At 69.9% G+C, this 21,087-nt stretch carries 17 protein-coding genes and 1 tRNA gene; 7 read left to right on the plus strand and 11 right to left on the minus strand.

Going from position 1 to position 21,087, the window contains the following annotated elements:
* Positions 1 to 16 precede the first annotated feature (16 nt).
* Positions 17 to 754 (plus strand): class E sortase, encoded by a 738-nt coding sequence (locus OG917_RS17600; RefSeq protein WP_328318546.1) that lies wholly within the window; start codon positions 17 to 19, stop codon positions 752 to 754.
* A 160-nt stretch (positions 755 to 914) separates the two neighbouring features.
* On the opposite strand, the gene pknB is transcribed toward OG917_RS17600, so the two are convergent.
* The 6 genes from pknB to OG917_RS17630 all read right to left on the minus strand — a co-directional run bounded on the left by pknB (position 915) and on the right by OG917_RS17630 (position 8,995).
* Positions 915 to 2,942 (minus strand): Stk1 family PASTA domain-containing Ser/Thr kinase, encoded by a 2,028-nt coding sequence (pknB, locus tag OG917_RS17605; RefSeq protein WP_328318547.1) that lies wholly within the window; start codon positions 2,940 to 2,942, stop codon positions 915 to 917.
* 172 nt (positions 2,943 to 3,114) lie between these two features.
* Positions 3,115 to 4,578 (minus strand): peptidoglycan D,D-transpeptidase FtsI family protein, encoded by a 1,464-nt coding sequence (locus OG917_RS17610; RefSeq protein ID WP_328318548.1) that lies wholly within the window; start codon positions 4,576 to 4,578, stop codon positions 3,115 to 3,117.
* The gene (locus tag OG917_RS17615) at positions 4,575 to 5,984 is read right to left on the minus strand and encodes an FtsW/RodA/SpoVE family cell cycle protein (protein WP_328318549.1); all 1,410 of its coding nucleotides are present in this window, start codon (positions 5,982 to 5,984) and stop codon (positions 4,575 to 4,577) included. Before OG917_RS17615 ends, OG917_RS17610 begins: the two co-directional genes overlap by 4 nt.
* A 24-nt stretch (positions 5,985 to 6,008) precedes the next feature.
* Positions 6,009 to 7,502, minus strand: coding sequence for a PP2C family protein-serine/threonine phosphatase (locus OG917_RS17620; RefSeq protein WP_328318550.1), 1,494 nt, complete (start codon positions 7,500 to 7,502; stop codon positions 6,009 to 6,011).
* 130 nt (positions 7,503 to 7,632) lie between these two features.
* A complete protein-coding gene (locus OG917_RS17625) occupies positions 7,633 to 8,154 on the minus strand; it encodes an FHA domain-containing protein FhaB/FipA (RefSeq protein WP_328318551.1) in 522 nt (173 codons plus the stop codon).
* A gap of 10 nt (positions 8,155 to 8,164) precedes the next feature.
* A complete protein-coding gene (locus OG917_RS17630) occupies positions 8,165 to 8,995 on the minus strand; it encodes a DUF3662 and FHA domain-containing protein (protein WP_328318552.1) in 831 nt (276 codons plus the stop codon).
* A gap of 320 nt (positions 8,996 to 9,315) precedes the next feature.
* On the opposite strand from OG917_RS17630, the gene OG917_RS17635 reads away from it, so the two are divergent.
* Positions 9,316 to 9,401, plus strand: a tRNA-Leu gene (locus OG917_RS17635).
* 167 nt (positions 9,402 to 9,568) lie between these two features.
* Here OG917_RS17635 and OG917_RS17640 read toward each other — a convergent pair.
* Positions 9,569 to 11,932 (minus strand): MFS transporter, encoded by a 2,364-nt coding sequence (locus tag OG917_RS17640; RefSeq protein WP_328318553.1) that lies wholly within the window; start codon positions 11,930 to 11,932, stop codon positions 9,569 to 9,571.
* A 10-nt stretch (positions 11,933 to 11,942) separates the two neighbouring features.
* Positions 11,943 to 12,554 (minus strand): TetR/AcrR family transcriptional regulator, encoded by a 612-nt coding sequence (locus tag OG917_RS17645; RefSeq protein WP_328318554.1) that lies wholly within the window; start codon positions 12,552 to 12,554, stop codon positions 11,943 to 11,945.
* A gap of 131 nt (positions 12,555 to 12,685) precedes the next feature.
* On the opposite strand from OG917_RS17645, the gene OG917_RS17650 reads away from it, so the two are divergent.
* Positions 12,686 to 13,048 (plus strand): ArsR/SmtB family transcription factor, encoded by a 363-nt coding sequence (locus tag OG917_RS17650; RefSeq protein WP_328318555.1) that lies wholly within the window; start codon positions 12,686 to 12,688, stop codon positions 13,046 to 13,048.
* Positions 13,032 to 15,746: a magnesium-translocating P-type ATPase gene (mgtA, locus tag OG917_RS17655; RefSeq protein WP_443058975.1), complete on the plus strand. Its 2,715-nt coding sequence runs from the start codon at positions 13,032 to 13,034 to the stop codon at positions 15,744 to 15,746. Before OG917_RS17650 ends, mgtA begins: the two co-directional genes overlap by 17 nt.
* Positions 15,747 to 15,795: 49 nt before the next feature.
* Here mgtA and OG917_RS17660 read toward each other — a convergent pair whose 3' ends face one another.
* Positions 15,796 to 17,484 (minus strand): LCP family protein, encoded by a 1,689-nt coding sequence (locus OG917_RS17660; protein WP_328318556.1) that lies wholly within the window; start codon positions 17,482 to 17,484, stop codon positions 15,796 to 15,798.
* Positions 17,485 to 17,629: 145 nt separating this feature from the next.
* Between OG917_RS17660 and tatA the strand changes: the two genes are divergently transcribed.
* Positions 17,630 to 17,914 (plus strand): Sec-independent protein translocase subunit TatA, encoded by a 285-nt coding sequence (tatA, locus tag OG917_RS17665; RefSeq protein ID WP_328318557.1) that lies wholly within the window; start codon positions 17,630 to 17,632, stop codon positions 17,912 to 17,914.
* Between the two features lie 255 nt (positions 17,915 to 18,169).
* Here the strand turns inward: tatA and OG917_RS17670 are convergent, their stop codons facing one another.
* A complete protein-coding gene (locus OG917_RS17670; protein WP_328318558.1) occupies positions 18,170 to 18,784 on the minus strand; it encodes an FMN-dependent NADH-azoreductase in 615 nt (204 codons plus the stop codon).
* A 121-nt stretch (positions 18,785 to 18,905) separates the two neighbouring features.
* On the opposite strand from OG917_RS17670, the gene OG917_RS17675 reads away from it, so the two are divergent.
* Positions 18,906 to 19,253 carry a winged helix-turn-helix transcriptional regulator gene (locus OG917_RS17675; protein WP_328318559.1) on the plus strand — a complete coding sequence of 116 codons (348 nt, stop codon included), beginning with the start codon at positions 18,906 to 18,908 and terminating at the stop codon, positions 19,251 to 19,253.
* A gap of 48 nt (positions 19,254 to 19,301) precedes the next feature.
* Here the strand turns inward: OG917_RS17675 and OG917_RS17680 are convergent, their stop codons facing one another.
* Complete coding sequence (locus OG917_RS17680; protein ID WP_328318560.1) at positions 19,302 to 19,754, minus strand: MarR family winged helix-turn-helix transcriptional regulator; 453 nt, start codon at positions 19,752 to 19,754, stop codon at positions 19,302 to 19,304.
* Positions 19,755 to 19,832: 78 nt separating this feature from the next.
* Between OG917_RS17680 and OG917_RS17685 the strand changes: the two genes are divergently transcribed.
* The gene (locus OG917_RS17685) at positions 19,833 to 20,999 is read left to right on the plus strand and encodes a hypothetical protein (protein ID WP_328318561.1); all 1,167 of its coding nucleotides are present in this window, start codon (positions 19,833 to 19,835) and stop codon (positions 20,997 to 20,999) included.
* The last annotated feature ends 88 nt before the right edge of the window (positions 21,000 to 21,087 follow it).

Here is a 21,087-nt window from a genome sequence, read left to right on the forward strand (position 1 = left end):
ACAGGGGACAGGTGCGGTGGCAGCGACGACCGAGCAGGACGAGCAGACGAGCACGCCCGCGCCCCGCGCCCGCCGCGGCGGCCGGGGCCCGATCGCGACCGCGGTCAGCGTCTTCGGTGAACTGCTCATCACGGCGGGCCTCGTACTCGGACTCTTCGTCGTCTACTCGCTGTGGTGGACGAACGTCGTGGCCGACCGGCACGCGGCGGCCCAAGGACACCGGATCCGTGACAACTGGTCGCACGGCAGCTCCGGCCCCGGCGCGCTGAACACGAAGGACGGCATCGGCTTCCTCCACGTGCCGTCGATGAAGAACGGCGATGTGCTGGTCAGGCGGGGTACCAGCACCGACATCCTGAACGAGGGCGTCGCCGGGTACTACGTGAAGCCGGTCAAGGCGGGTCTCCCCGGCGACAAGACGGGCAACTTCGCGCTGGCCGCGCACCGCGACGGGCACGGCGCCAAGTTCCACAACATCGACAAAGTGAGGACCGGGGACCCGGTCGTCTTCGAGACCAGGGACACCTGGTACGTCTACAAGGTGTTCAAGGAGCTCCGGCAGACGTCGAAGTACAACGTCGACGTGCTCCAGCCGGTGCCCGAGGAGTCGGGCAAGAAGAAGCCGGGCCGCTACATCACCCTGACGACCTGCACGCCGGTCTACACCTCGCGGTACCGGTACATCGTGTGGGGCGAGCTGGAGCGCACGCAGAAGGTCGACGCCAGGCGCACCCCGCCGGCGGAGCTGCGCTGACACCCGGCAGGCCCCGTCTCGTACACCGCCTCCTGCGGCCCTGGACCACGGGCGAAGCCCCGGCTCCCAGCGACCGGACTCCCTGAGTCCTGCCGGGTGCCGGGGCTTCGCCCGTGCGGTACTGCGTGCGCCTCCGGTGGCGGGTGGAGGGCGCTGTCGGCTAGTCCCAGCCGTCGAAGATGCCGCCGCCGCCGTCCCCGTGGTTGTTGCCGCCGTTGTTACCGCCGTTGTTCCCGCCGCCACCGCCCATGGTGGTGAGCGTGACGGTGGTGCCGCCCGGGTCGGTCTCCTGGGTGCCCACCCCGGGGTCGGCGCCGGTGACGATCGCGTTGTCGTCGCCGTTGCTGCCGCCCGCGATCTGCACGTTGGTGAAGCCGGCCCCGTTGAGGATCTGCTTCGCCTCGGACACCTTCTTGCCTCTGACCTCGGGGATCGCTGTCGGCGTCGGCGGTGCCTTGGCCTTGGCGACCGTCAGCGTGATGGTCGCGTTCTTCGCGGCCTCGCCGCCGTCCGGGGACTGGCTGATCACATTGCCGGCCGGCTGGTCCGACTCCTGGTCGGCTGCCCGGGAGACCTGGAAGCCCGCGTCGGTCAGCTGCTTGGACGCGTCCTCGAAAGTGCGGCCCTTGACGTCCGGGACCGGGATCTTGGTCGACTTCGCGATCTTGATCGTGATCTCGGAGCCCTTCTGGGCCTTGGTGTTGCCCTTCGGGGACTGGTCGAAGACCTTGCCCTCCTCCGAGTCGGACTCGACCTGCACCGGCTTCACCTTGAAGCCCTTGCCCTCAAGGAGCTGCGTGGCGTCGTCCTCGGTGTCCCCGTTGACGTTGGGCACCTCGACCTTCGGGGCGCCGGTGGACACGACGACCGAGATGGTCGTGCCCTGCTTGAGCTTGTCGCTGCCGAACTTCGGATCCTGGCTGCAGACGTTGCCCTTCGCCGCGTTGTCGCAGGGCTTCCGCTCCGAAACGGCCAGCTTGAGCTTCGAGTTGGTGACGGCTTCCCTCGCACCGCCCAGCGACCGGCCGACCAGCTGCGGCACGGTCACGTCGCCGGAGTCGCCGTGCTTGCTGCTGAAGAGCGACTTACCGATGAGGATCGCCCCGACCAGCACCAGGACGCCCGCCGCGATGAGCAGGATCGTCGAGATGTTGGACTTCTTCTGGGGACGGCCGCGTCTGCGGTCGGGGCGGTCGTCGTAGCCGTAGCCGCCGTCGTCCGGGTTGACCGGGGGCATCATGGACGTCTGGCCGTCGGCCTGGTCCTGCTGCCGCATGGCCGTCGTGGGCTGCTCCGCGTCGTAACCGCCGTAGCCCGCCGCGCCCATCGACGCGGTCGCGGCGACCGGCTGGCCGTCGAGGCACGCCTCGATGTCGGCGCGCATCTCGTCGGCCGACTGGTAGCGGTAGTCGGGGTCCTTGACCAGCGCCTTGAGGACGATGGCGTCCATCTCGGGCGTGATCTCGGCGTCGAAGTTGCTGGGTGTCTGCGGCTCTTCACGTACGTGCTGATACGCGACCGCGACGGGCGAGTCCCCGATGAACGGAGGCCGGACCGTCAGCAGCTCGTAGAGCAGACAGCCGGTGGAGTACAGGTCGGAGCGCGCGTCGACCTGCTCCCCCTTGGCCTGCTCGGGGGAGAGGTACTGGGCCGTGCCGATCACCGCGGACGTCTGCGTCATCGTCATCCCGGAGTCACCCATGGCACGGGCGATACCGAAGTCCATGACCTTGACCTGGCCGGTGCGCGTCAGCATGACGTTGGCCGGTTTGATGTCGCGGTGGACGATGCCGTTGCGGTGCGAGTACTCCAGTGCCTGGAGGATGCCGATGGTCATCTCCAGGGTGCGCTCGGGCAGCAGCTTGCGGCCGGAGTGCAGGAGCTCCCTGAGCGTGGATCCGTCGACGTACTCCATCACGATGTACGGGATGGAGATGTTGTCCACGTAGTCCTCGCCGGTGTCGTAGACAGCGACGATCGCGGGGTGGTTGAGCGAGGCGGCCGACTGGGCCTCACGGCGGAACCGGGCCTGGAAGGACGGGTCGCGGGCGAGATCCGCCCGCAGCGTCTTCACGGCGACGGTGCGGCCGAGCCGGCTGTCATGTGCGAGGTAGACCTCGGCCATGCCACCACGGCCGAGCACCGAGCCCAGCTCGTACCGGCCGCCGAGGCGACGCGGCTCTTCCATAGCTAATCCAGCCCTCTCCGTATGTCCCGACCGCACCCTGGGGTGGTCCGGCGGTGTGCTGTTCGCGAATACGCTACCGGCCGCGGATGGATGATCGGTCCGTGACCATCAGCTGATATCGGACCGGTATCGGGCAGGTGCCGTGTGCCCCGTGTGCCTTCCGCCACGATCGTCACTTCTTGCTGTTGATGACAGCGGCCATGACGTCCTTGGCGATCGGAGCGGCGAGACCGCCACCGGAGATGTCCTGACGGGACGCGTCCGAGTCCTCGACGACCACGGCCACGGCGACCGGCGAACCCTGGGCGGTCTTCGCGTACGAGATGAACCAGGCGTAGGGGTTACCGCTGTTGTTGACACCGTTCTGCGCGGTACCGGTCTTGCCGCCGACCGTGACGCCGGGGATCTTCGCGTTGAAGCCGGTGCCCTTGTTGACCACCGTCTCCATCATCTTCTGGACCATCTGCGCGTGCTCCTTGGTGAGGGGCTCGCTCTGCTTCTCCGGGTCGGTCTTGGCGACGGTGTCCAGGTTGGGAGCGGTGAGGCGGTCGACCATGTACGGCTTCATCAGTGTGCCGTCGTTGGCCACGGCGGAGGCGACCATCGCCATCTGGAGCGGGGTGGCGGAGGTGTTGAACTGGCCGATCGAGGAGAGCGCGGTCTGCGCCTTGTCCATGTCCTTGGAGAAGACACTGGCGTTCGAGCGGGTGGGCGTGAACTGCTGGCTGTTGAAGCCGAACTTCTCGGCCTCGGCCCGCATCTTGTCGTTACCGAGGTCGGCGCCGATCTTGCCGAAGACCGTGTTGCAGGAGACCCGCAGGGCCTCCACCAGCGTGGCGTTCTTGCAGGGCAGATTGCCCTCGTTGGGCAGGTCCTTGCTCGAGAGCGGGAGTCGCCAGGGCAGTGGTGACCTGGTCGGGGTGTCGACGCTGTCGTACAGGCCGTTCTCCAGGGCGGCCGACGCGGTGACCACCTTGAAGGCGGAGCCCGGCGGGTACGTCTGGCGCAGCGCCCGGTTGAGCAACGGCTCGTTCTTGTCGTTCTTGAGCTTCGTGTAGTTCTTCGAGTCGGTGCTCGTGGAGTTGCCCGCGAACGTCGAGGGATCGTACGAGGGCGTCGACGCCATGGCGAGGATCGCGCCGGTCTTCGGGTCGAGGGCGGCCACGGCCCCCTTCTTGCTGCCGAGTCCCTTGAAGGCAGCCTTCTGGGCGTCGGCGTTCAGCGTGGTGACGACGTTGCCGCCCTGCTTCTTCTCGCCCGTGAACATGGAGAGCGTCCGGTCGAAGAAGAGCCGGTCGTCGTTGCCGGTCAGGATGGCGTCGTTCAGGTTCTCCAGCTGTGTCGCGCCGAAGGCCTGCGAGGCGTACCCGGTGACGGGCGCCCACATGGGGCCGTCCTTCCAGGTGCGCTTGTACTTGAAGTCGCTGTCCTTGCTCTCTGTCGAGCCTGTGACAGGTGCTCCGTCCACGATGATGTCGCCACGTTCGTGGGCGTACCGCTCGATCGGGATACGGCGATTCTCGGTTCGCGCGTTGAGGCTGTCGGCCTCGAAGTACTGCAGCCAGTTGTCGCGCAGCAGCAGAGCAAGAACGAGCAGACCGCAGAAGATGGCGATCCGGCGCAGGGGCTTGTTCACGGTCGGACCACCTGGGTCATCTCGGCGTCGGGTGACGGGGCGGGGGCCGGAGCGGGCCGCCGGGCGGTGTCGCTGATGCGGATGAGGACGCCGATCAGGGCCCAGTTGGCCAGTACGGAGGAACCGCCGTACGCGATGAAGGGCATCGTCATACCGGTCAGCGGGATGAGGCCCATGACACCGCCGGCCACGACGAAGACCTGGATGGCGAAGGCACTTGAGAGTCCGACGGCGAGGAGCTTCCCGAACGGGTCGCGAGCGGCCAGCGCGGTGCGGACGCCACGCTCGACGATCAGACCGTAGAGCAGCAGGACGGCCATCATTCCGGCCAGACCGAGCTCTTCGCCGACAGTGGCGAAGATGAAGTCGGAGTTTGCCGCGAAGCCGATGAGATCGGAGTGGCCCTGGCCGAGGCCGGTGCCGAGGGTCCCCCCGGATCCGAAGGACATGAGGGACTGGGCCACCTGGTCGCTCTGTGACAGCGTCGCCTTGGAGAAAGGTGCGAGCCAGGCATCCACACGCTGCTGGACGTGAGGTTCGAAGGTAGCCACACCGACGGCGCCCGCGCCGGACATGATCAGGCCGAAGACGATCCAGCTGGTGCGCTCCGTCGCGACGTACAGCATCACGACGAAGAGGCCGAAGAACAGGAGCGAGGTACCCAGGTCGGTCTCGAAGACGAGGATGAGGATCGACATCGCCCAGATGACCAGGATCGGACCCAGGTCACGGCCGCGCGGCAGGTACATGCCCATGAAGCGGCGGCTGGCCAGGGCCAGCGCGTCACGCTTCACCATGAGATAACCGGAGAAGAAGATCGCGATGACGATCTTGGCGAACTCACCGGGCTGAATGGTGAAGGAGCCGAGGCTGATCCAGATCTTGGCGCCGTTCACGGCGGGAAAGAACATCGGCAGGATCAGCAGGATCAGCGACGCCACCATGGAGATGTAGGTGTAACGCTGCAGAATGCGGTGGTCCTTGAGGAAGACGAGGACCACGACGAACAGGGCGACACCCAGGGCCGAGTAGAGCAGTTGCTTGGGTGCGTCGGGGCTGAAGGCCCCGTACGCGAACTTGGCCCGTTGGATCAGCCTGGGCGACTGGTCCAGGCGCCAGATGAGCGCCAGCCCGATCCCGTTCAGCAGGGTGGCCACGGGCAGCAGCAGCGGATCGGCGTACGGCGCGAACTTGCGCACCACGATGTGGCCGACGGCCGCGAGCAGCGTGAGCCCCGTTCCGTAGCCGAGGATGCCTGCCGGTAGTGAACCGTTGATCGCGAGGCCCACGTTGGCGTACCCGAACACCGAGATGGCGACGGCGAATACGAGCAGCATCAGCTCGGTGTTGCGACGGCTCGGTGCTTCGATCGCGCCGATCGTGGTCGTGTTGGTGACAACGCTCATGGTGGTGAAAGGCCCCCTACGGCTCTACTGCTTACCGCACAGCGGGACCAGCTTCTGCTCATCCTCCGAGAGGCTGGGGCCGGGCGTGGGTGTGGCGCTGGGCTTGGGCTTTACGGTGTTCGGGCTCTTGGAGGAAGAGAGGGTGCCCGGGGTGCCGGACGTCTTGCCCGGAGCCGGCTTCGACTTGTTCTCGTCCTCCACCTTGCGGCGCTCGGCGTCCTTCTTGCAGACGTCGGCCTGCTCCGCGAGTTCGCTGATCTTGTGCTTCGCCTCGCCGAGGCTGCCTTCGGTGATGGTCGAGTCGACCTGCTTGCGCTGGTACGGCGGGAGGTACTTGAGTTCGATCTCGGGGTGGTCCGTCTCGACCTTCGAGAGCGAGACCCAGGCGAGATCCTGGCTGATTCCCTGGTACAACGCCACGTTCTGCTTGTTCGACCCGACGTAGTACTGGGTCTGGGTCCAGCGGTAACCGCCGTACAGTCCACCGCCGATGACGGCGAGGACGAGCACGGTGAAGAGCGATCGCTTGATCCACTTGCGGCCGCCGGAGCGCTTGTCGAAGTCCTCGTCGTCGTACGCGCCGAACGCGCCGTCGGACGCGGAACCGTAGCCGTCGCCGCTTCCGGGCGGGCCGAAGCCTCCCGGAGCGGGCGGCGGCACCTGGCGGCCGAGGCCGGACGCCCGGCCCGCCGGGGTCTGCATGGCCCCGCCGTCGTGCTGGGCCGCCTGGTTCTCGGCGACCGCGCCGACGACGACCGGGGTGTCGTTGAGCTGCCCGGCCACGGTGTCGTTGGAGTCGACATCGAGCACGTCGGCGACGATGCAGGTGATGTTGTCGGGACCGCCGCCGCGCAGGGCGAGCTGGATCAGATCCTGGATCGTCTCCTGGGGCCCCTGGTAGCTGGCGAGGGTCTCCTCCATCGTCTGGTGGGAGACGACGCCGGAGAGCCCGTCGGAGCAGATCATGTAGCGGTCGCCGGCCCGTACCTCACGGATCGAGAGGTCGGGCTCGACGTGTTCGCCACTGCCCAGCGCGCGCATCAGCAGGGAGCGCTGCGGGTGGGTGGTGGCCTCCTCCTCGGTGATGCGGCCCTCGTCGACGAGGCGCTGCACCCAGGTGTGGTCCTGGGTGATCTGCGTCAGGACGCCGTCCCGCAGCAGATAGGCGCGCGAGTCTCCGACGTGCACGAGGCCGAGGCGCTGACCGGTCCAGAGGAGGGCGGTGAGCGTGGTGCCCATGCCCTCCAGCTGGGGGTCCTCCTCGACCATCATGCGGAGCTGGTCGTTGGCCCGCTGCACGGCTGTGCCGAGCGAGGTGAGGATGTCGGAACCGGGGACGTCGTCGTCGAGGGTGACGAGCGCGGAGATGACCTCGGAGCTGGCGACCTCGCCCGCGGCCTGGCCGCCCATCCCGTCGGCGATGGCGAGGAGCCGGGGGCCGGCGTAGCCGGAGTCCTCGTTCCCCTCGCGGATCATGCCCTTGTGGGATCCGGCGGCGAAGCGCAGGGACAGACTCATGCGCACCTCGCCTGTCGGCTCCGGGTACAACCGGTCTCGAGCCACACTGCCCACCCTCCGGTCGGGAGCGCGCCCCGGCCCGTTGCCGGAACCGCTGCGGCTCGCTCGCTCCGCTCGCTCATTGTCGTGACTACTTCCGCAGCTCGATGACGGTCTTGCCGATGCGGATCGGTGCGCCCAGCGGGATCGGTGTCGGGGTGGTCAGCCGGGTCCGGTCGAGATATGTCCCGTTGGTGGACCCGAGATCCTCGACGATCCACTGGCCGTCCCGGTCGGGGTAGATCCTGGCATGCCTGCTGGACGCGTAATCGTCGTCCAGCACGATGGTCGAATCGTGGGCCCGGCCGAGCGTGACGGTCTGCCCCTGCAGGGCGACCGTGGTGCCCGTGAGGGACCCCTCGGAGACGACGAGTTTGGTGGGCGCGCCACGACGCTGGCGGCCGGCAGCAGGCTGCTGCTGTCGCTGCTGCGGCGGCGTGGCGGCCTGCCGCGCGGTCTGCGGAGGACGGGAGTCCGCGTTGCGGCGTGAGCCGCGCTGCGTGACACGCGTTCCGAACAGATCGCTGCGGATGACCTGGACGGCCACGATCACGAACAGCCACAGAACAGCTAGGAAACCTAGCCGCATGACCGTCAGGGTCAGCTCTGACATTGCCCCCGCTTCACCCTTCGGCTTGCCGGTAAACGATGGTGGAATTGCCCACGACGATCCGCGAGCCGTCGCGGAGCGTAGCGCGGGTGGTGTGCTGTCCGTCTACCACGATGCCGTTGGTGGAACCGAGATCCTGGATCGTCGAGGGGGAGCCGGCGCGGATCTCGCAGTGCCGGCGGGATACGCCGGGGTCGTCGATCCGCACGTCGGCTTCGGTGCTGCGGCCGAGGACCAGGGTGGCCCGCGAGATCTGGTGTCGCGTGCCGTTGACCTCGATCCAGCGCCGTGTCTGGGTGCCCGGCATGGGTCCCGGGGCGGGCGCCCGGCCGGGGGCCGGACGGTTGCCTCCGGGCGGAGGCGCGGCGGGCATGGGCGGGGCCGCCGATGGCGGGTAGCCGTAGCCGCCGGCGTCCCGCTGCGGGGCCGGGGGTGCGGCGGGGGCGCGGTCGGGCCCCTGCTGGTTGGTGCTCGACGCGAGGGTGCGGCTGCGGACGCGGTAGAGCCCGGTGTCCAGGTCCTCCGCCTTCTCCAGGTGGACCTTGATCGGCCCCATGAAGGCGTACCGCTGCTGCTTGGCGTAGTCGCGGACCAGTCCGGAGAGTTCGTCGCCGAGCTGCCCCGAGTACGGGCTGAGGCGCTCGTAGTCCGGCGTGCTCAGTTCGACGATGAAGTCGTTGGGGACGACCGTCCGCTCACGGTTCCAGATCGTTGCGTTGTTGTCGCATTCGCGCTGGAGCGCACCCGCGATCTCGACGGGCTGGACCTCGGACTTGAACACCTTCGCGAAGGTGCCGTTGACCAGACCTTCGAGACGCTGCTCGAACTTCTTCATGACTCCCATGAGGCACCTCCTCCGACGTTGTCGTCCTGGTACTGCTTACTGATCGTATCCACGCACGGGAGAAACGGCTGGTTCCCCTTGTCTCCCCTGTGGATAAGTGTCACCTCTCACACGGATCGTAGAGGTGGCTCCTGAACAGTGTCCCGCACTCGGCGAGCACAGAGGAGGAGTGGGGTGAGGGGGTCCTCGTTCCACGGGGCGGGGCACCGGTCGTCTCCCCCCTGGGAACGGATGTGAATCCACCCTGTTCACCGTGCTAATCTTCGGGATGTCGCCAGGGAGTCGCACAAACCAGTGAGAAGGCCCGGGAAACACCACTTGCGCGAGTGGCGGAACGGCAGACGCGCTGGCTTCAGGTGCCAGTGTCCTTAGGGACGTGGGGGTTCAAATCCCCCCTCGCGCACCATCATCGAACACCGGTGAAGGTGTTCAGCATCACCCCGGAACGGCCCGCATCATCACGATGATGCGGGCCGTTCTGCTGTTCGGGGGCAGGTCCCAGGTGGGGCCCGGGGCCGGGTCCAGGGACGCCGGCCCGGGGGCCGATTCCGCGCCCCCGGGCCCGGTTCCGGTTCAGTCGGAGTGACCGAGCAGCACGTCGAATCCGTCCTGGGTGTCGGAGGGGAGTGTGACCTGTGACGCTGCGGGCGGGTAGCCCGCGGCGACCAGCGTGTAGCCGGGGCCGGTGAGACCCGTGAAGGTGTAGACGCCGTCCGGGCCCGTCGTGTGCCGTGCGACGACGTTGCCCGCCGCGTCGAGCAGCGTGACCAGGGCGTCGTCCACCGGCGCACCCTGTGGCCCGTACACCGTGCCCCGGACGGTCGCCGCGGCCGCGAGGGACGCGTCGTGCCGGGTGGGCGCCGAGCCGGTCACCGTGACCGGCGCCGCGTAGGGCTGGTGGCCCTCGGCTCCGGCGGTGAAGGTGTAGGCGGCCGGCGGCAGGGCGGGAAGCCGGTAGCCGCCGTCGGCGGCCGACAGGGCCGAGTCGACCACGCTCCCCTCCGCGTCCGTCACGACCAGCAGCGCCCCTTCGACGGGGCCGGCGGGCCCGTGCACGGTGCCGAAGAGCCCGCCGGTCCCCGCGAGCTGGACGTGGTGGTCGACGGGGTCCGCGCCGAGGACGAGTTCGCTGATCCTGGGCGTGCAGTCCGGGGCCGACGCGACCAGCACGTACCTGCCGTGCGGTGCGGAGAGCGCGTACGAGCCGTCCGGTCCGGGGACGCCCCGTGCGACCTGGCGGCCTGCCTGGTCGATGAGTGTCACCGCCGAAGCCACCGGGGCCCCGTGCTCCCCGAGCACCCGCCCCCGTACGCGCGCCTGCTGTGCGGCAGCGGGTGCCGCGTCGGCCGGTGCCCGCTCCGCCGGCGCGGGCACGGTGTGCGCCGGGGACCCGGTGCCCGCGGCGGCTTCTGCGGCCTGTGCGGCGGCCGGTGTGGCCGGTGCCGGGGCGGCTGCCTGCGGACGGCCCTTGCGGTAGAGGAGGACCGCGATCACGAAGGCGATCGCGAACAGGCCGGCGGCCCACCAGTAGACGGTCGCGTAGCTGTGCACGGAGGCCTCGGCGAGCGCCGGCTTGGAGGCGCCGTGGTCCTTCACGTAGTCACTGGCCGCGGAGGTGGCCATGGTGGAGAACAGCGCCGTGCCGATGGAACCGCCGACCTGCTGCATCGTGTTGACGGTCGCGGACGCGACCCCCTGGTCGCCCGGCGCGATGCCGAGGGTGGCCAGCGACATGGCCGGGGGCATCACCATGCCGATGCCGGCGCCGATGAGCAGCAGGGGCGGCAGGATGTCCGCGGCGTATCCGCTGGACAGGTCAAGCCCGGTCAGCCAGACCAGGCCGCCCGCGGCGAGCAGGGTGCCGATCGGCACCATGATCTTGGGGCCGATCCTCGCCATGAGCACGTTGGTGGACAGCTGCGCCAGCACCATCAGCATCAGGATCATCGGCAGGAAGGCGAGCCCGGTCTTGACCGGTGTGTAGCCGAGGATCTGCTGGAGGTAGTAGGTCAGGAAGAGGAAGATGCCGAACATTCCGGCGCCGGTGGAGAACACCATCAGATACGAGGCGCTGCGGTTGCGGTCGGCGAAGACCCGCAGGGGCAGCAGCGGGTGCGACGCCCGGGTCTGCCAGCCGGTGAAGGCAAGCAGCAACAGGGCGCCGCCCGCCAGGAAGCCCCAGCACATCGGGTCGCTCCACGCGTACGTCTCTGCGTTGGAGAAGCCGAACACGATGCCGAAGAGGCCGCTGGAGACCAGCAGGGTGCCCAGCAGGTCCAGCTTGGGGCGCTGTGCGGGTGCGGGCCGCCGGATGAACACGAGCGCCCCGGCCACCGCGACCACGGCGATGACGAGGTTGACGTAGAGCGTCCACCGCCAGTTCAGATGCTCGGTGAGCACGCCGCCCAGCAGCAGTCCCACCGCACCGCCGGAGCCCGCGATCGCTCCGAACACCCCGAAGGCGCGCCCGCGTTCCCTGGGATCGGTGAATGTGGTCGTGAGCAGCGACAGCGCCGACGGCGCGAGCAGCGCGCCGAACGCGCCCTGGAGCGCACGCCCCACGACCAGCATGGTGAAGCCGCCCGCCGCTCCGGCCAGGGCCGAGGACGCGGCGAAGCCGACCAGACCGATCAGCAGGGTGGTCTTGCGGCCGAAGAGGTCGGCGAGCCGCCCGCCGAGCAGGAGCAGGCTTCCGAAGGCCAGTGAGTAGGCGGTGACGACCCACTGCCGGGCGTCGTTGGAGAATCCCAGATCCTGCTGGGCCGAGGGCAGTGCGATGTTCACGATGGTGGCGTCCAGCACGACCATCAGCTGTGCGAGGCCGATGACCACCAGGGCCCACCAGCGGTGGGATGCGGGGGGCGATGCCGTGGGCGTCGGCGGCGCGGCCGCCGGGGCTATGGTGCCGGCGGCCGCGCCGGCGGATGCGGAACTCATCATGTACTCCTCAGGTGGTGTCCTCGGTGCTGCCGTCGATCTCCCGGAGCAGCACGGGGAGGACGACGGCGTCGACGTAACGGCGCAGGTAGTCGGCGTCGGGCTCGCGCTGGTCGAAGACCAGCCGGGCGAAGCCGGCGCCCTGGACCAGGTGCGGGAAGAAGTCGAGGGCCGGATTCGCCGGGTCGACCTCTCCGCGGGCGACGGCGCGGTCCACGATCCCGCGGGCGGCCTCCAGGTCGGGCCGCACGAGGGTCTCGTGCATCGCCTCCGCCAGTGCGGAGTCCTGCCGTACGGCCAGGGCGATGCCGCGGATCAGGTCGTGGTCCTTCCTGGCCTCCCCGATGCGGAAGGTCATCTCGTACAGATCGCCCCGCAGGGAGCCGGTGTCCAGCCCGGTCAGGGTGAACGGTTTCCCGTGCCGCAGCGCCTCGGACACCAGCCGGGGCTTTCCCTGCCAGCGCCGGTACAGCGTCGCTTTGCTGCACTGGGAGCGCTGTGCCACGACGTCGAGGCGGGCGGCCTCGTAGCCGACCTCGCGGATCAGGTCGAGGGTGGCGTCGAAGATCTCCGCCTCCCGCTCGGGCGACAGCCGTGTTCTTCGGGGCTCGGGCTGTGTCATGCCGACTCCAGTGAACGAAACAGTTTCGTACCGTTAAGGTAGGTGCCCCGTTCCCTGAACGCAAATGTTCCGCGCCCGGCCGACCTAGACTGGTGCGGTCGGAACATGGTCCAGGGGTTGGGGAAGGCGAAGTGGCGGCAGGCGTCGAGAGGTTCGGGGACCCTTCCGCCGAGGTACTCGCAGAAGCGGCCGCCGCGTTCGGACTGCTCGCCTCGTCCGCCAGGCTGCACATCGTGTGGGCCCTCGCGCAGGGCGAGAGCGACGTGAGCGGCCTGGCCGAGCGGGTCGGCGGTGCGCTGCCCGCGGTGAGCCAGCATCTGACGAAACTGAAACTGGCCGGTCTGGTGCGTTCCCGGCGGGAGGGGCGGCGGCAGGTGTACTTCGTCGACGACCCCGACGTCGTGACCGTCGTACGTCTCGTCGTCGGCCAGCTGGCCGCGCGGAGCGACGGCGGGGCTCCCCCGGTGGGTCACCTCCGTGGGACAGGCACCTGAGGCCGCGGCGGCCCCGGAGCCCGGCCCCGGGGTCTCCGTCCGGGCCGTGGCGACGGCGGACGGCGCTCCGGCGGCCGGCGCTGCCGTACCGGACCTGGGCGCGCTGACCTCGCTCCAGGTGCTGCGCGCCCTGGACAGCGGCCCGCGCGGGCTGACGGACACGGCGGCGGAGAGCCGGCTGCGGCAGTGCGGTGAGAACACCCTGGCCGCCCGGCGGCCCGTCCCCTGGCTCGTACGGTTCCTGCGCAGCGTCCGGGACCCCTTCACCGCCGTACTGCTCTGCCTCGGCTTGGTGTCGTCGCTGGTCGCGGCGTGGGGCACCGCCTGTGTGATCATCGCGCTCGTGGTGGTGAGCTGCGCGCTGCGCGCCGCGGGAGAGCACCGCGCCGACCGCTCGATGGGCGCGCTGCGCGAGCTGGTGGCCAGTACGGCGACGGTGCTGCGGCGGCCCGCGGACGAAGCGGTCGCGGTGGCCCGTGAGCTCCCGGTCGACCAGCTCGTGCCCGGCGATGTCGTCCGGCTCGGTCCCGGCGACCTGATACCGGCCGATGTGAGGCTGCTGCGGGCCGTCGGGCTGAGCGTGAACCAGGCGGTGCTCACCGGGGAGTCGGCCCCGGTCGGCAAGTCGGCGGCCGATGTCCCCGGAACCCCGCAGGACGAGGCGGGCTTCGACCGGGCGCACCTCTGTTTCCAGGGGAGCAGTGTCGTCGCGGGCAGCGGCAGCGCCGTCGTGGTGGCGACCGGGGCCAGGACGCGGTTCGCAGCCGGGTACGGGGCGGCCGGGCCGCGCGGCCCGAGCGCCTTCGACCGGTCGGTGCACGGCATCTCGTGGATCCTGATCCGTTTCATGCTGCTCACCCCGCCGCTGGTGCTGATGGCCAACGCGGCGCTGCGCGGACGGGGCCTGGAGACACTGCCGTTCGCCGTGGCGGTGGCCGTCGGGCTGACGCCCGAGATGCTCCCGGTGATCGTCACGACCTGTCTGGCGCGTGGCGCCTCCCTTCTCGCCCGCCACCACGGCGTGATCGTCAAACGGCTGCCGGCGCTGCACGACCTCGGCGCGGTGGATGTGCTCTGTCTGGACAAGACGGGAACGCTCACCCAGGACCTGCCGGTCGTCGACCGGGCGCTCGACGGGGACGGCGCGGACGACCGGGACGTCCTGCACTGGGCCGCGGTCAATGCCTGGTGGACCCTGCAACTGGCCGACCTCCCCGCCCCCGACGCGCTCGACGAGGCGCTGCTCGACGCCTCGGACGGTGAGGAGTTCCTGCCTTATGAGGGGATCGCCGCGCTCCCCTTCGATCCGCTGCGGCGCGTGGCGACCGCCGTCGTACGCCGTCCGGGCCGGCTGGGGGTCGACACCCTCGTGGTGAAGGGCGCCGTCGAGAACGTACTGGAGCGGTGCGCGCTCGACGCCGCGGAGCGGGAGCGGCTCTTCACCGAGGCCGGGAGGCTGGTGCGGGACGGAGCCCGGCTGCTGGCCGTCGCGACCGCCGAGCGCCCGGCGCGCAAGCGGGCGTACACCACTGCCGACGAGCGCGGTCTCAGCTTCCGGGGCTTCGTCACCCTGCGGGACGCGCTGGTGCCGAGCGCCGCCCATGCGCTGCCCGCGCTCGCCACGATGGGCGTGGCGGTGAAGGTCGTCACCGGCGACCACCCGGGTACGGCTGCCCGCGCCTGCCAGGAGCTGGGGCTCGAACCGGGGCCGGTGCTCACCGCACGGGACGTGGACGCCCTCACGGACGGCCAGCTGGCGTCCGCCGTACGCGACACGGTCGTCTTCGCCCGCTGCACGCCCGAGCACAAGGCGCGGATCGTCCGCGCGCTGCGGGCCGGCGGCCGGGTCTGCGGATTTCTCGGGGACGGGGTCAACGACCTGCCCGCGCTGTACGCGGCGGATGTCGGGATCTGCCCGCGCGACGCGGTGGACGTGGCGCGGGAGGGCGCGGACGTGATCCTCGCCGAGCACGCCAAGGACCTGTCGGCCGTCGAACACGCGCTGACGGCCGGGCGGCACAGCAGCGGCAACATCGCCACGTATCTGCGCATCACGCTCTCGTCCAACCTCGGCAACGTCATCGCGATGCTCGGCGCCGGTCTGCTGCTGCCGTTCCTGCCGATGCTCCCGGCCCAGGTGCTGGTCCAGAACCTCTGCTTCGACGCGGCCCAGCTCGCGTTCGCCTTCGACCGGCCGGCCCCCGGTGTGCTGGGCCGCCCCGCCACGCTGCGGTCGCGGGACTTCCTCCGTTTCATCACCGGGTTCGGTGTGCTCAACGCGGTCGCCGACCTCGCGACCTTCGGGGTTCTCGCCCTCGCCGTGCACGGCCCCGGCGGCCCCGACAGCGAAACGGTCTTCCACTCCGGCTGGTTCGCGGAGAACCTGCTGACCCAGTCGCTGGTGATGCTCCTGCTGCGTACGGGACGCCGGGCGGCCGGGCGGGCAGGGTCGGCCGCCGACGGGACCGGCTCACGCGCCGGGCGCGCGCCGGGCGGGACCAGCCCGGTCCGCTGGGCCGCGGCCGCCCTCGCCACCGTCGGACTGCTGCTCCCGCTCTCGCCGCTGGGACCGTTGCTGGGCATGGCGGCGCTGCCGGGGCTCTGCTATCCGCTGCTCGTGGTGGTGCTCGGGCTGTACGCGGTGGGGCTCGCCGCGGCCAGGCGCCGGTACGACAGCCGCCGTGGGCAGCCGGGTTGACGACGCCTGGCGACCGCGGCGGGGCTCCCGTACGGGCGGCCGGGGCCGGTCATCCGTAGGACAGGTCGCTGCATGGACCGTCGTCCCCGGAACGGGCGCCGGATGCCACGGACGGCGGGAGCGACGAGGAGGCGGAGGGAGTGCTGCTGGGCGTGGCGCCGGGGTTGTCGGCGTACACCTGGCCCAGGGTCACGGTGATACCGGCGCTCGTACCGGCAGCCGCGCCCGCCTCCTGGACGGTCGCGCCCACGAAGAGCCGCGCCAGGTTCTCGGCGCTGCTCCGCAGGCCAGGCCCGTAGGTGATGACGGTGGACGTGTGGTCCTGGGTGCCGGCCGTCATGGTCCCGTTCACGGTGAAGCCGTGGTTCCTGAGGGTCCGGGCGGCCCGGGCCGCGAGGCCGGTGACGGTGGTGCCGTTCTGGACCGTGACGGCGGTCCCCGCACCGGAGACGGGCCCTGTGGGGCTCGGATTCCCGGTCGGGCCTGAGGCGGTGGGGGACGGGCCCTTGCCTTTCTTGTCCTTGCCGCTGGCGTCCTTGCCGTCGATCGTCCGGTCGGCGCGCAGATCGGACCAGAGGGCACTCGCGTCCGGTTCGACCATGGCGACGCGCGCCCCCTGGTACCGCCAGGGGATGGTGACGAACTTGGTGTTGTGCAGATCGATGCTCTTCAGCGACATCACGAAGGAGAGCAGCTTGTCGGCGGTCGAGAGCCCCGGATCCACGGTCAGCGAGTGGGTGGCCGCGTCGGCGAGCGGCAGCAGTTTGGTGGGTGTGAACCCGTCCTCCTTCACCTTCTTGATCAGGGAGGAGACGAAGGCCTGCTGCCGTTTGATGCGGCCGATGTCCGAGCCGTCCCCGATCCCGTGCCTGATCCGCACGTAGTCGAGCGCCTTCTGTCCCGACACGCTCTGCTCGCCCTTGGCGAAGAGGAGCCTGCCGCGGGTGGTGCGGTTCGGGTCGAGATCCCGCTGGTAGATGTTCTGCGGCAGGCACACCTGGACGCCGCCGACGACGCCGGTCAGTTTCGAGAAGCCCTCGAAGTCGACGACGACGGTGTGGTCGATGCGCAGACCGGTGAGCTTCTCCACCGTGTTCTGGGTGCAGGCCGGGTTGCCCTTGGCGGTCTCGCCGACGGAGTAGGCCGCGTTGAACATGGTCCGGGGCTGTGGCGTGGTCCAGCTGCCGCCGGGCAGCTTGCAGGACGGGATGGTGACGAGGGTGTCGCGGGGGATCGAGACGGCGATCGCGTGTTTGTGGTCGGCGTAGATGTGCAGCACGAACGCGGTATCGGAGCGTCCTATGTCGTTCTTGTCGCCCCCGCCCAGCGCGCTGTTGCCTCCGGTCCGCGCGTCCGAGCCGATGACCAGCACGTTCTGGCCCTTGGCCGAGGCCGTGGGGCGGTCCGTGGAAATCCCGTCCTGGCTGAAGGAGTTGATGTTGCCGTTCAGCCGGAGGTAGACCCACCCGGCGCCCGCGGTGGCCAGCACCAGGAGGGCTACGGCTATGGCGAGCACGAGCCGTACGCGACTGCGCTTCCGGCGCTTGCGGTGCTCGGCCCCGCGCTCCGTGCCGTGGGAGCCGTGCTGTCCTCGCCGGGGGCCGTCGGGTGCTCCGTGGGGCGTCGCGTGCCCCGCGTCGCCCGTGCTCGCGCCGTACTTCTCGCCATGCCGCTTCCCTCTGCCCGCGGGCCGGGGGATCCGCTCGCTGCCGGTTGTCGTCCGATCGCTCGTTCTCATCTGCGCGCTTTCATTCGCCCGTCCGTACAGAAGGGGACGAACGGCCCCACCCCATGGTTGTACAGTTGCGCAATGTAGCAAGCTTTTCTGGAGATGCCCCCGGCGGTACCGACCGCCGGCCGACGAGAAGAAGGGTGGGGTGGACATGCTCCGCAACGGACTGGAGCCCTGGCACCTGCTCATCGTGGCGATCGTGGTCATGGTGATGTTCGGTTCGAAGAAGCTGCCCGACACCGCCCGTGCACTGGGCAAGTCGATGCGCATTCTCAAGAGCGAGGCGAAGGCGATGAAGGAGGACGGGACGGCTTCTCCGGGCTCTCCGGGTGCTCCGGGCTCTCCGGTGGCGTCCCCTGCCTCGCCGGCCGGTGAGCCGGAGTCGGCTGCGGCTGCCGGAACGGTGCGGTCGGTGGACTCGGTGGAGCGCCCTTAACGTCTGCCCGAACCGCGTCCGGCCGATCTCCGCGGGCCGGGCGGGAGTTGATCGGCCCTGCGAGCCCGCCTGCGCGCTTATTGATCGGCCGAGCGGGCCCGCCTGCGCGTTTCACGTGAAACCCCCGCGCGGCCCTGGTGGACCGCGCGGGGGTGTTGCGGCTGTCGCCGCCGGTGGTGCGGTGGTGCGGTGGTGCGATACGCCACCTTGTGGTGCGGGGGTGCGGCCCCCTGGTGGTGGCTGTGGTGCGGTACGTCAGCTCGCGAGGCGCACGGCGAGCGCCTTGGCCTTGGAGGCGGCGTCGTCCAGAGCCTTGGCGCGCGAGGTCTCTGCGAGCGGGATGAGCTCGGCCATCGCGGGCTGCGTGGCGGCGAGGGTCAGCTCGGGGACGATGAAGTCGACCTCGGCGCCGAACATCCCCGTCAGCAGCTTCTCCAGGTAGTTCTGGACGAACTCGAAGCTTTCCCGGGGGGTCCCGGGTGCGTAGGAGCCACCGCGGCTGGCGACGATGGTGAACGGGGTGCCGGCCAGCGGGCTCTCGGGGCCGCCGCCGTTGTGGCCCGCGATGATCGCGTGGTCGAGCCAGGCCTTGAGGGTCGAGGGGATCGAGAAGTTGTACATCGGGGCGCCGATCAGTACGGCGTCCGCCTCGGCCAGCTCCTTGGCGAGCTCGGCGCGGAGCGGCGACTCGGCGCCCGCGGCGGCGGCTGCGGCATCCAGGTGCGGCAGGGGGTGAGCGGCGAGGTCGCGGTAGACGACCACGCCCTCGGGGTGCTGTTCCTGCCAGGCGTTCACAAAGGCGGCAGTGACGTCACGGGAGGCGGAGCCCTCCGGGAAGACCGCGGAGTCGAGGTGCAGAAGAGTGGCCATGTCGTTCTCCATCAGCGTGAGTAGGGCGTGATCCTGAAAACCATGCGTACCTATATTTAGCATAGTCCCTTACTTTTCCGCAGCTACTCACGGAGTGGACCGCACTCAGTACTCTGAGGGCATGGCGGAACACAGCGAGCAGGCGTGCCAGCAGGTCGGCGGGGCGATCACGCGCGTCTTCGAGTTGCTGGGGAAGCGCTGGACGGGGTTGATCGTGGCTGTGCTGATGCAGCAGCCGGTGTACTTCGCGGACCTTCGGCGGGCCATTCCCGGGATCAGCGAGCGGATGCTCTCCGACCGGCTGACCGAGCTCGCGGTGTCGGGGCTGCTGGTGCGCGAAGTGGACGAGGGGCCCCCGCTGCGGGTGTCCTACCGCCTGACCGAGGCGGGCAGGGCCCTGGGGCCCGCCCTCGCGGAGCTGGCGCAGTGGTCCGAGGCGTATCTGCCGGGCAAGGGCGGGGATTGCTGACCCGGTCCTGGGTCCGCTCTCGCGCAGGAGGGGTGATGCGGGGGCCTGTCAGCCCGACTCTGCCGAGTTGTACCGCAGCAGATACGTCGCGAACCGGTCGAGGTCCTCTTCGCTCCAGTCCGCCAGCCGGTCGCGAACGGCCGCGCGCCGGCTGCCCTGGGTCGCTGCGAGTGTCCTGGTGCCCGCTTCCGTGGGGTGGAGTACCTGTACGCGCTGGTCGTCCGGGGCGGGACGCCGCTCGACCAGGCCCAGTTTCTCCAGCACCGCGAGCTGACGGCTGACCGTGGACTTGTCCAGCATGTAGTGGGCCGCGAGATCGGTCGCGCGGCAGCCCTGACGGTCGTCGATGTGCGCGAGCAGGGTGTACGAGACCAGGGGCAGCTCGGGGTGGAGCCGGGCGGCCGTCGCACGCGCGCGGCGGGCGAACGCCGTCAGCTCGCGCTGGATGGTGTCGACGGACGCGTCGTGGTCCCGGGTGCCGCGGGGGTCTGTGCCGGTCATGTTGTGCCCTCCTGGTTATTAGTTGTATAGTACAACTCAAATAGAAGTTGTAAAAGCCAACGAGCTGGAGGGTGTCCGATGTCCGCAGGCCCGATGAACGGTGCCGTCAGTACGGGGGCTGCGCTGCGCCATGTCCTCGGCCATCTCGTCACGCCCCTGCTGATGTGCATCGGGATGGGGCTCGCCTACCTCGGAGCGTTCCACTCCCCGCAGCCGCACGAACTGCGGGTCGCGGTCGTCGGCTCCGGGCCGAGCGCCCAGGTGCTGGCGCAGACGCTGCACGACAAGGGCAACGGCGCGCTGGACGTCCGTACCGTCCCGGACCGCGGTACGGCGGTCCAGCAGCTGAAGGACCAGGACGTGTACGGAGCCTTCGTGCCGAGTGGTACGAAGCCCGAACTGGTCGTCGCCTCGGCGTCGTCCGACACCACGGCCACCGCGGTGGAGAAGGTGTTCACGCCGGTCGCGGCCCAGCAGGGTGAGCCGCTCAAGGTGACGGACGTGGCGCCCACGGCGGGCGGAGACCCGACCGGGCAGGGCATTTTCTTCCTGCTGGTCGCCCTGAGCATCGGCTCGTACGCCTCGGTCGCCGTGATCGGCGGGGCGGGCGCGGTGCTCCCGCTGCGCATCAGGGCCCTGCTCGCGCTCGGGACGTCGCTGGTGGTCAGTGCCATCGGTGCCGCTTTCGCGGGGCCTGTGTTCCATCTGGTCGACCACGGCCTCGGCGGGGTCTGGGCCCTGGCGTGGATCTACTCGGCGGGTGTCCTGTTCGTCGGCGTGGGGCTGCACACCTTCCTGAAGCGGTGGACGACGCTCGGGGTGATGGTGTTGTTCGTGATGCTGAACTTCACGAGCTCCGGCGGGATCTTCCGCCCCGAGCTGCAGCCCGGCTTCTTCGGCGCCCTGCACGCCTTCTGGAACGGTGCGGGCTTCGTGGAGGGCGTACGCAGCCACGTGTACTTCGGTGGTCACGCTCTCGGCGGCAACGTGCTGGTCCTGGCCTTCTGGCTGCTGGCCGGTCTGGCCGTCATGGGTGTTGCTGGTCTGGCCGAGGCGGGCCGCAGGAAGTCGGCCGTGCGGACGGATGCGGGGCCGGCCCCCGCGGTGGGAGCCCCTGAGAAGGCTGCGGGCGCGGAACGGACCGCGGAGAAGGCGGAGAAGGCGGAGAAGGCAGGACAAGACTCCGCCGGCGTGCCCGCGGAAGAGGCCGAAGAGGAGGAGCTGGAAGAGGCGGTGGGCGTGTAGGCGGATCCGCCCCCCGTGGTGCCCGGGGAAGGGCGGATACGTTCCCCCGTGGTGCCCGGGGAACGGGGTGCGGGGATGCCGGACGGCA

It is taken from the genome of Streptomyces sp. NBC_00388 (genome assembly GCF_036061255.1).
GTDB lineage: Bacteria > Actinomycetota > Actinomycetes > Streptomycetales > Streptomycetaceae > Streptomyces.

Coding starts and splice junctions, on each gene's coding strand:
- pknB (WP_328318547.1), bottom strand. CDS start 2,942: ATGGAAGAGCCGCGTCGCCTCGGCGGCCGGTACGAGCTGGGCTCGGTG.
- OG917_RS17615 (WP_328318549.1), bottom strand. CDS start 5,984: ATGAGCGTTGTCACCAACACGACCACGATCGGCGCGATCGAAGCACCG.
- OG917_RS17620 (WP_328318550.1), bottom strand. CDS start 7,502: ATGAGTCTGTCCCTGCGCTTCGCCGCCGGATCCCACAAGGGCATGATC.
- OG917_RS17625 (WP_328318551.1), bottom strand. CDS start 8,154: ATGTCAGAGCTGACCCTGACGGTCATGCGGCTAGGTTTCCTAGCTGTT.
- OG917_RS17630 (WP_328318552.1), bottom strand. CDS start 8,995: ATGGGAGTCATGAAGAAGTTCGAGCAGCGTCTCGAAGGTCTGGTCAAC.
- OG917_RS17640 (WP_328318553.1), bottom strand. CDS start 11,932: ATGAGTTCCGCATCCGCCGGCGCGGCCGCCGGCACCATAGCCCCGGCG.
- OG917_RS17645 (WP_328318554.1), bottom strand. CDS start 12,554: ATGACACAGCCCGAGCCCCGAAGAACACGGCTGTCGCCCGAGCGGGAG.
- OG917_RS17660 (WP_328318556.1), bottom strand. CDS start 17,484: ATGAGAACGAGCGATCGGACGACAACCGGCAGCGAGCGGATCCCCCGG.
- tatA (WP_328318557.1), top strand. CDS start 17,630: ATGCTCCGCAACGGACTGGAGCCCTGGCACCTGCTCATCGTGGCGATC.
- OG917_RS17670 (WP_328318558.1), bottom strand. CDS start 18,784: ATGGCCACTCTTCTGCACCTCGACTCCGCGGTCTTCCCGGAGGGCTCC.
- OG917_RS17675 (WP_328318559.1), top strand. CDS start 18,906: ATGGCGGAACACAGCGAGCAGGCGTGCCAGCAGGTCGGCGGGGCGATC.
- OG917_RS17680 (WP_328318560.1), bottom strand. CDS start 19,754: ATGACCGGCACAGACCCCCGCGGCACCCGGGACCACGACGCGTCCGTC.
- OG917_RS17685 (WP_328318561.1), top strand. CDS start 19,833: ATGTCCGCAGGCCCGATGAACGGTGCCGTCAGTACGGGGGCTGCGCTG.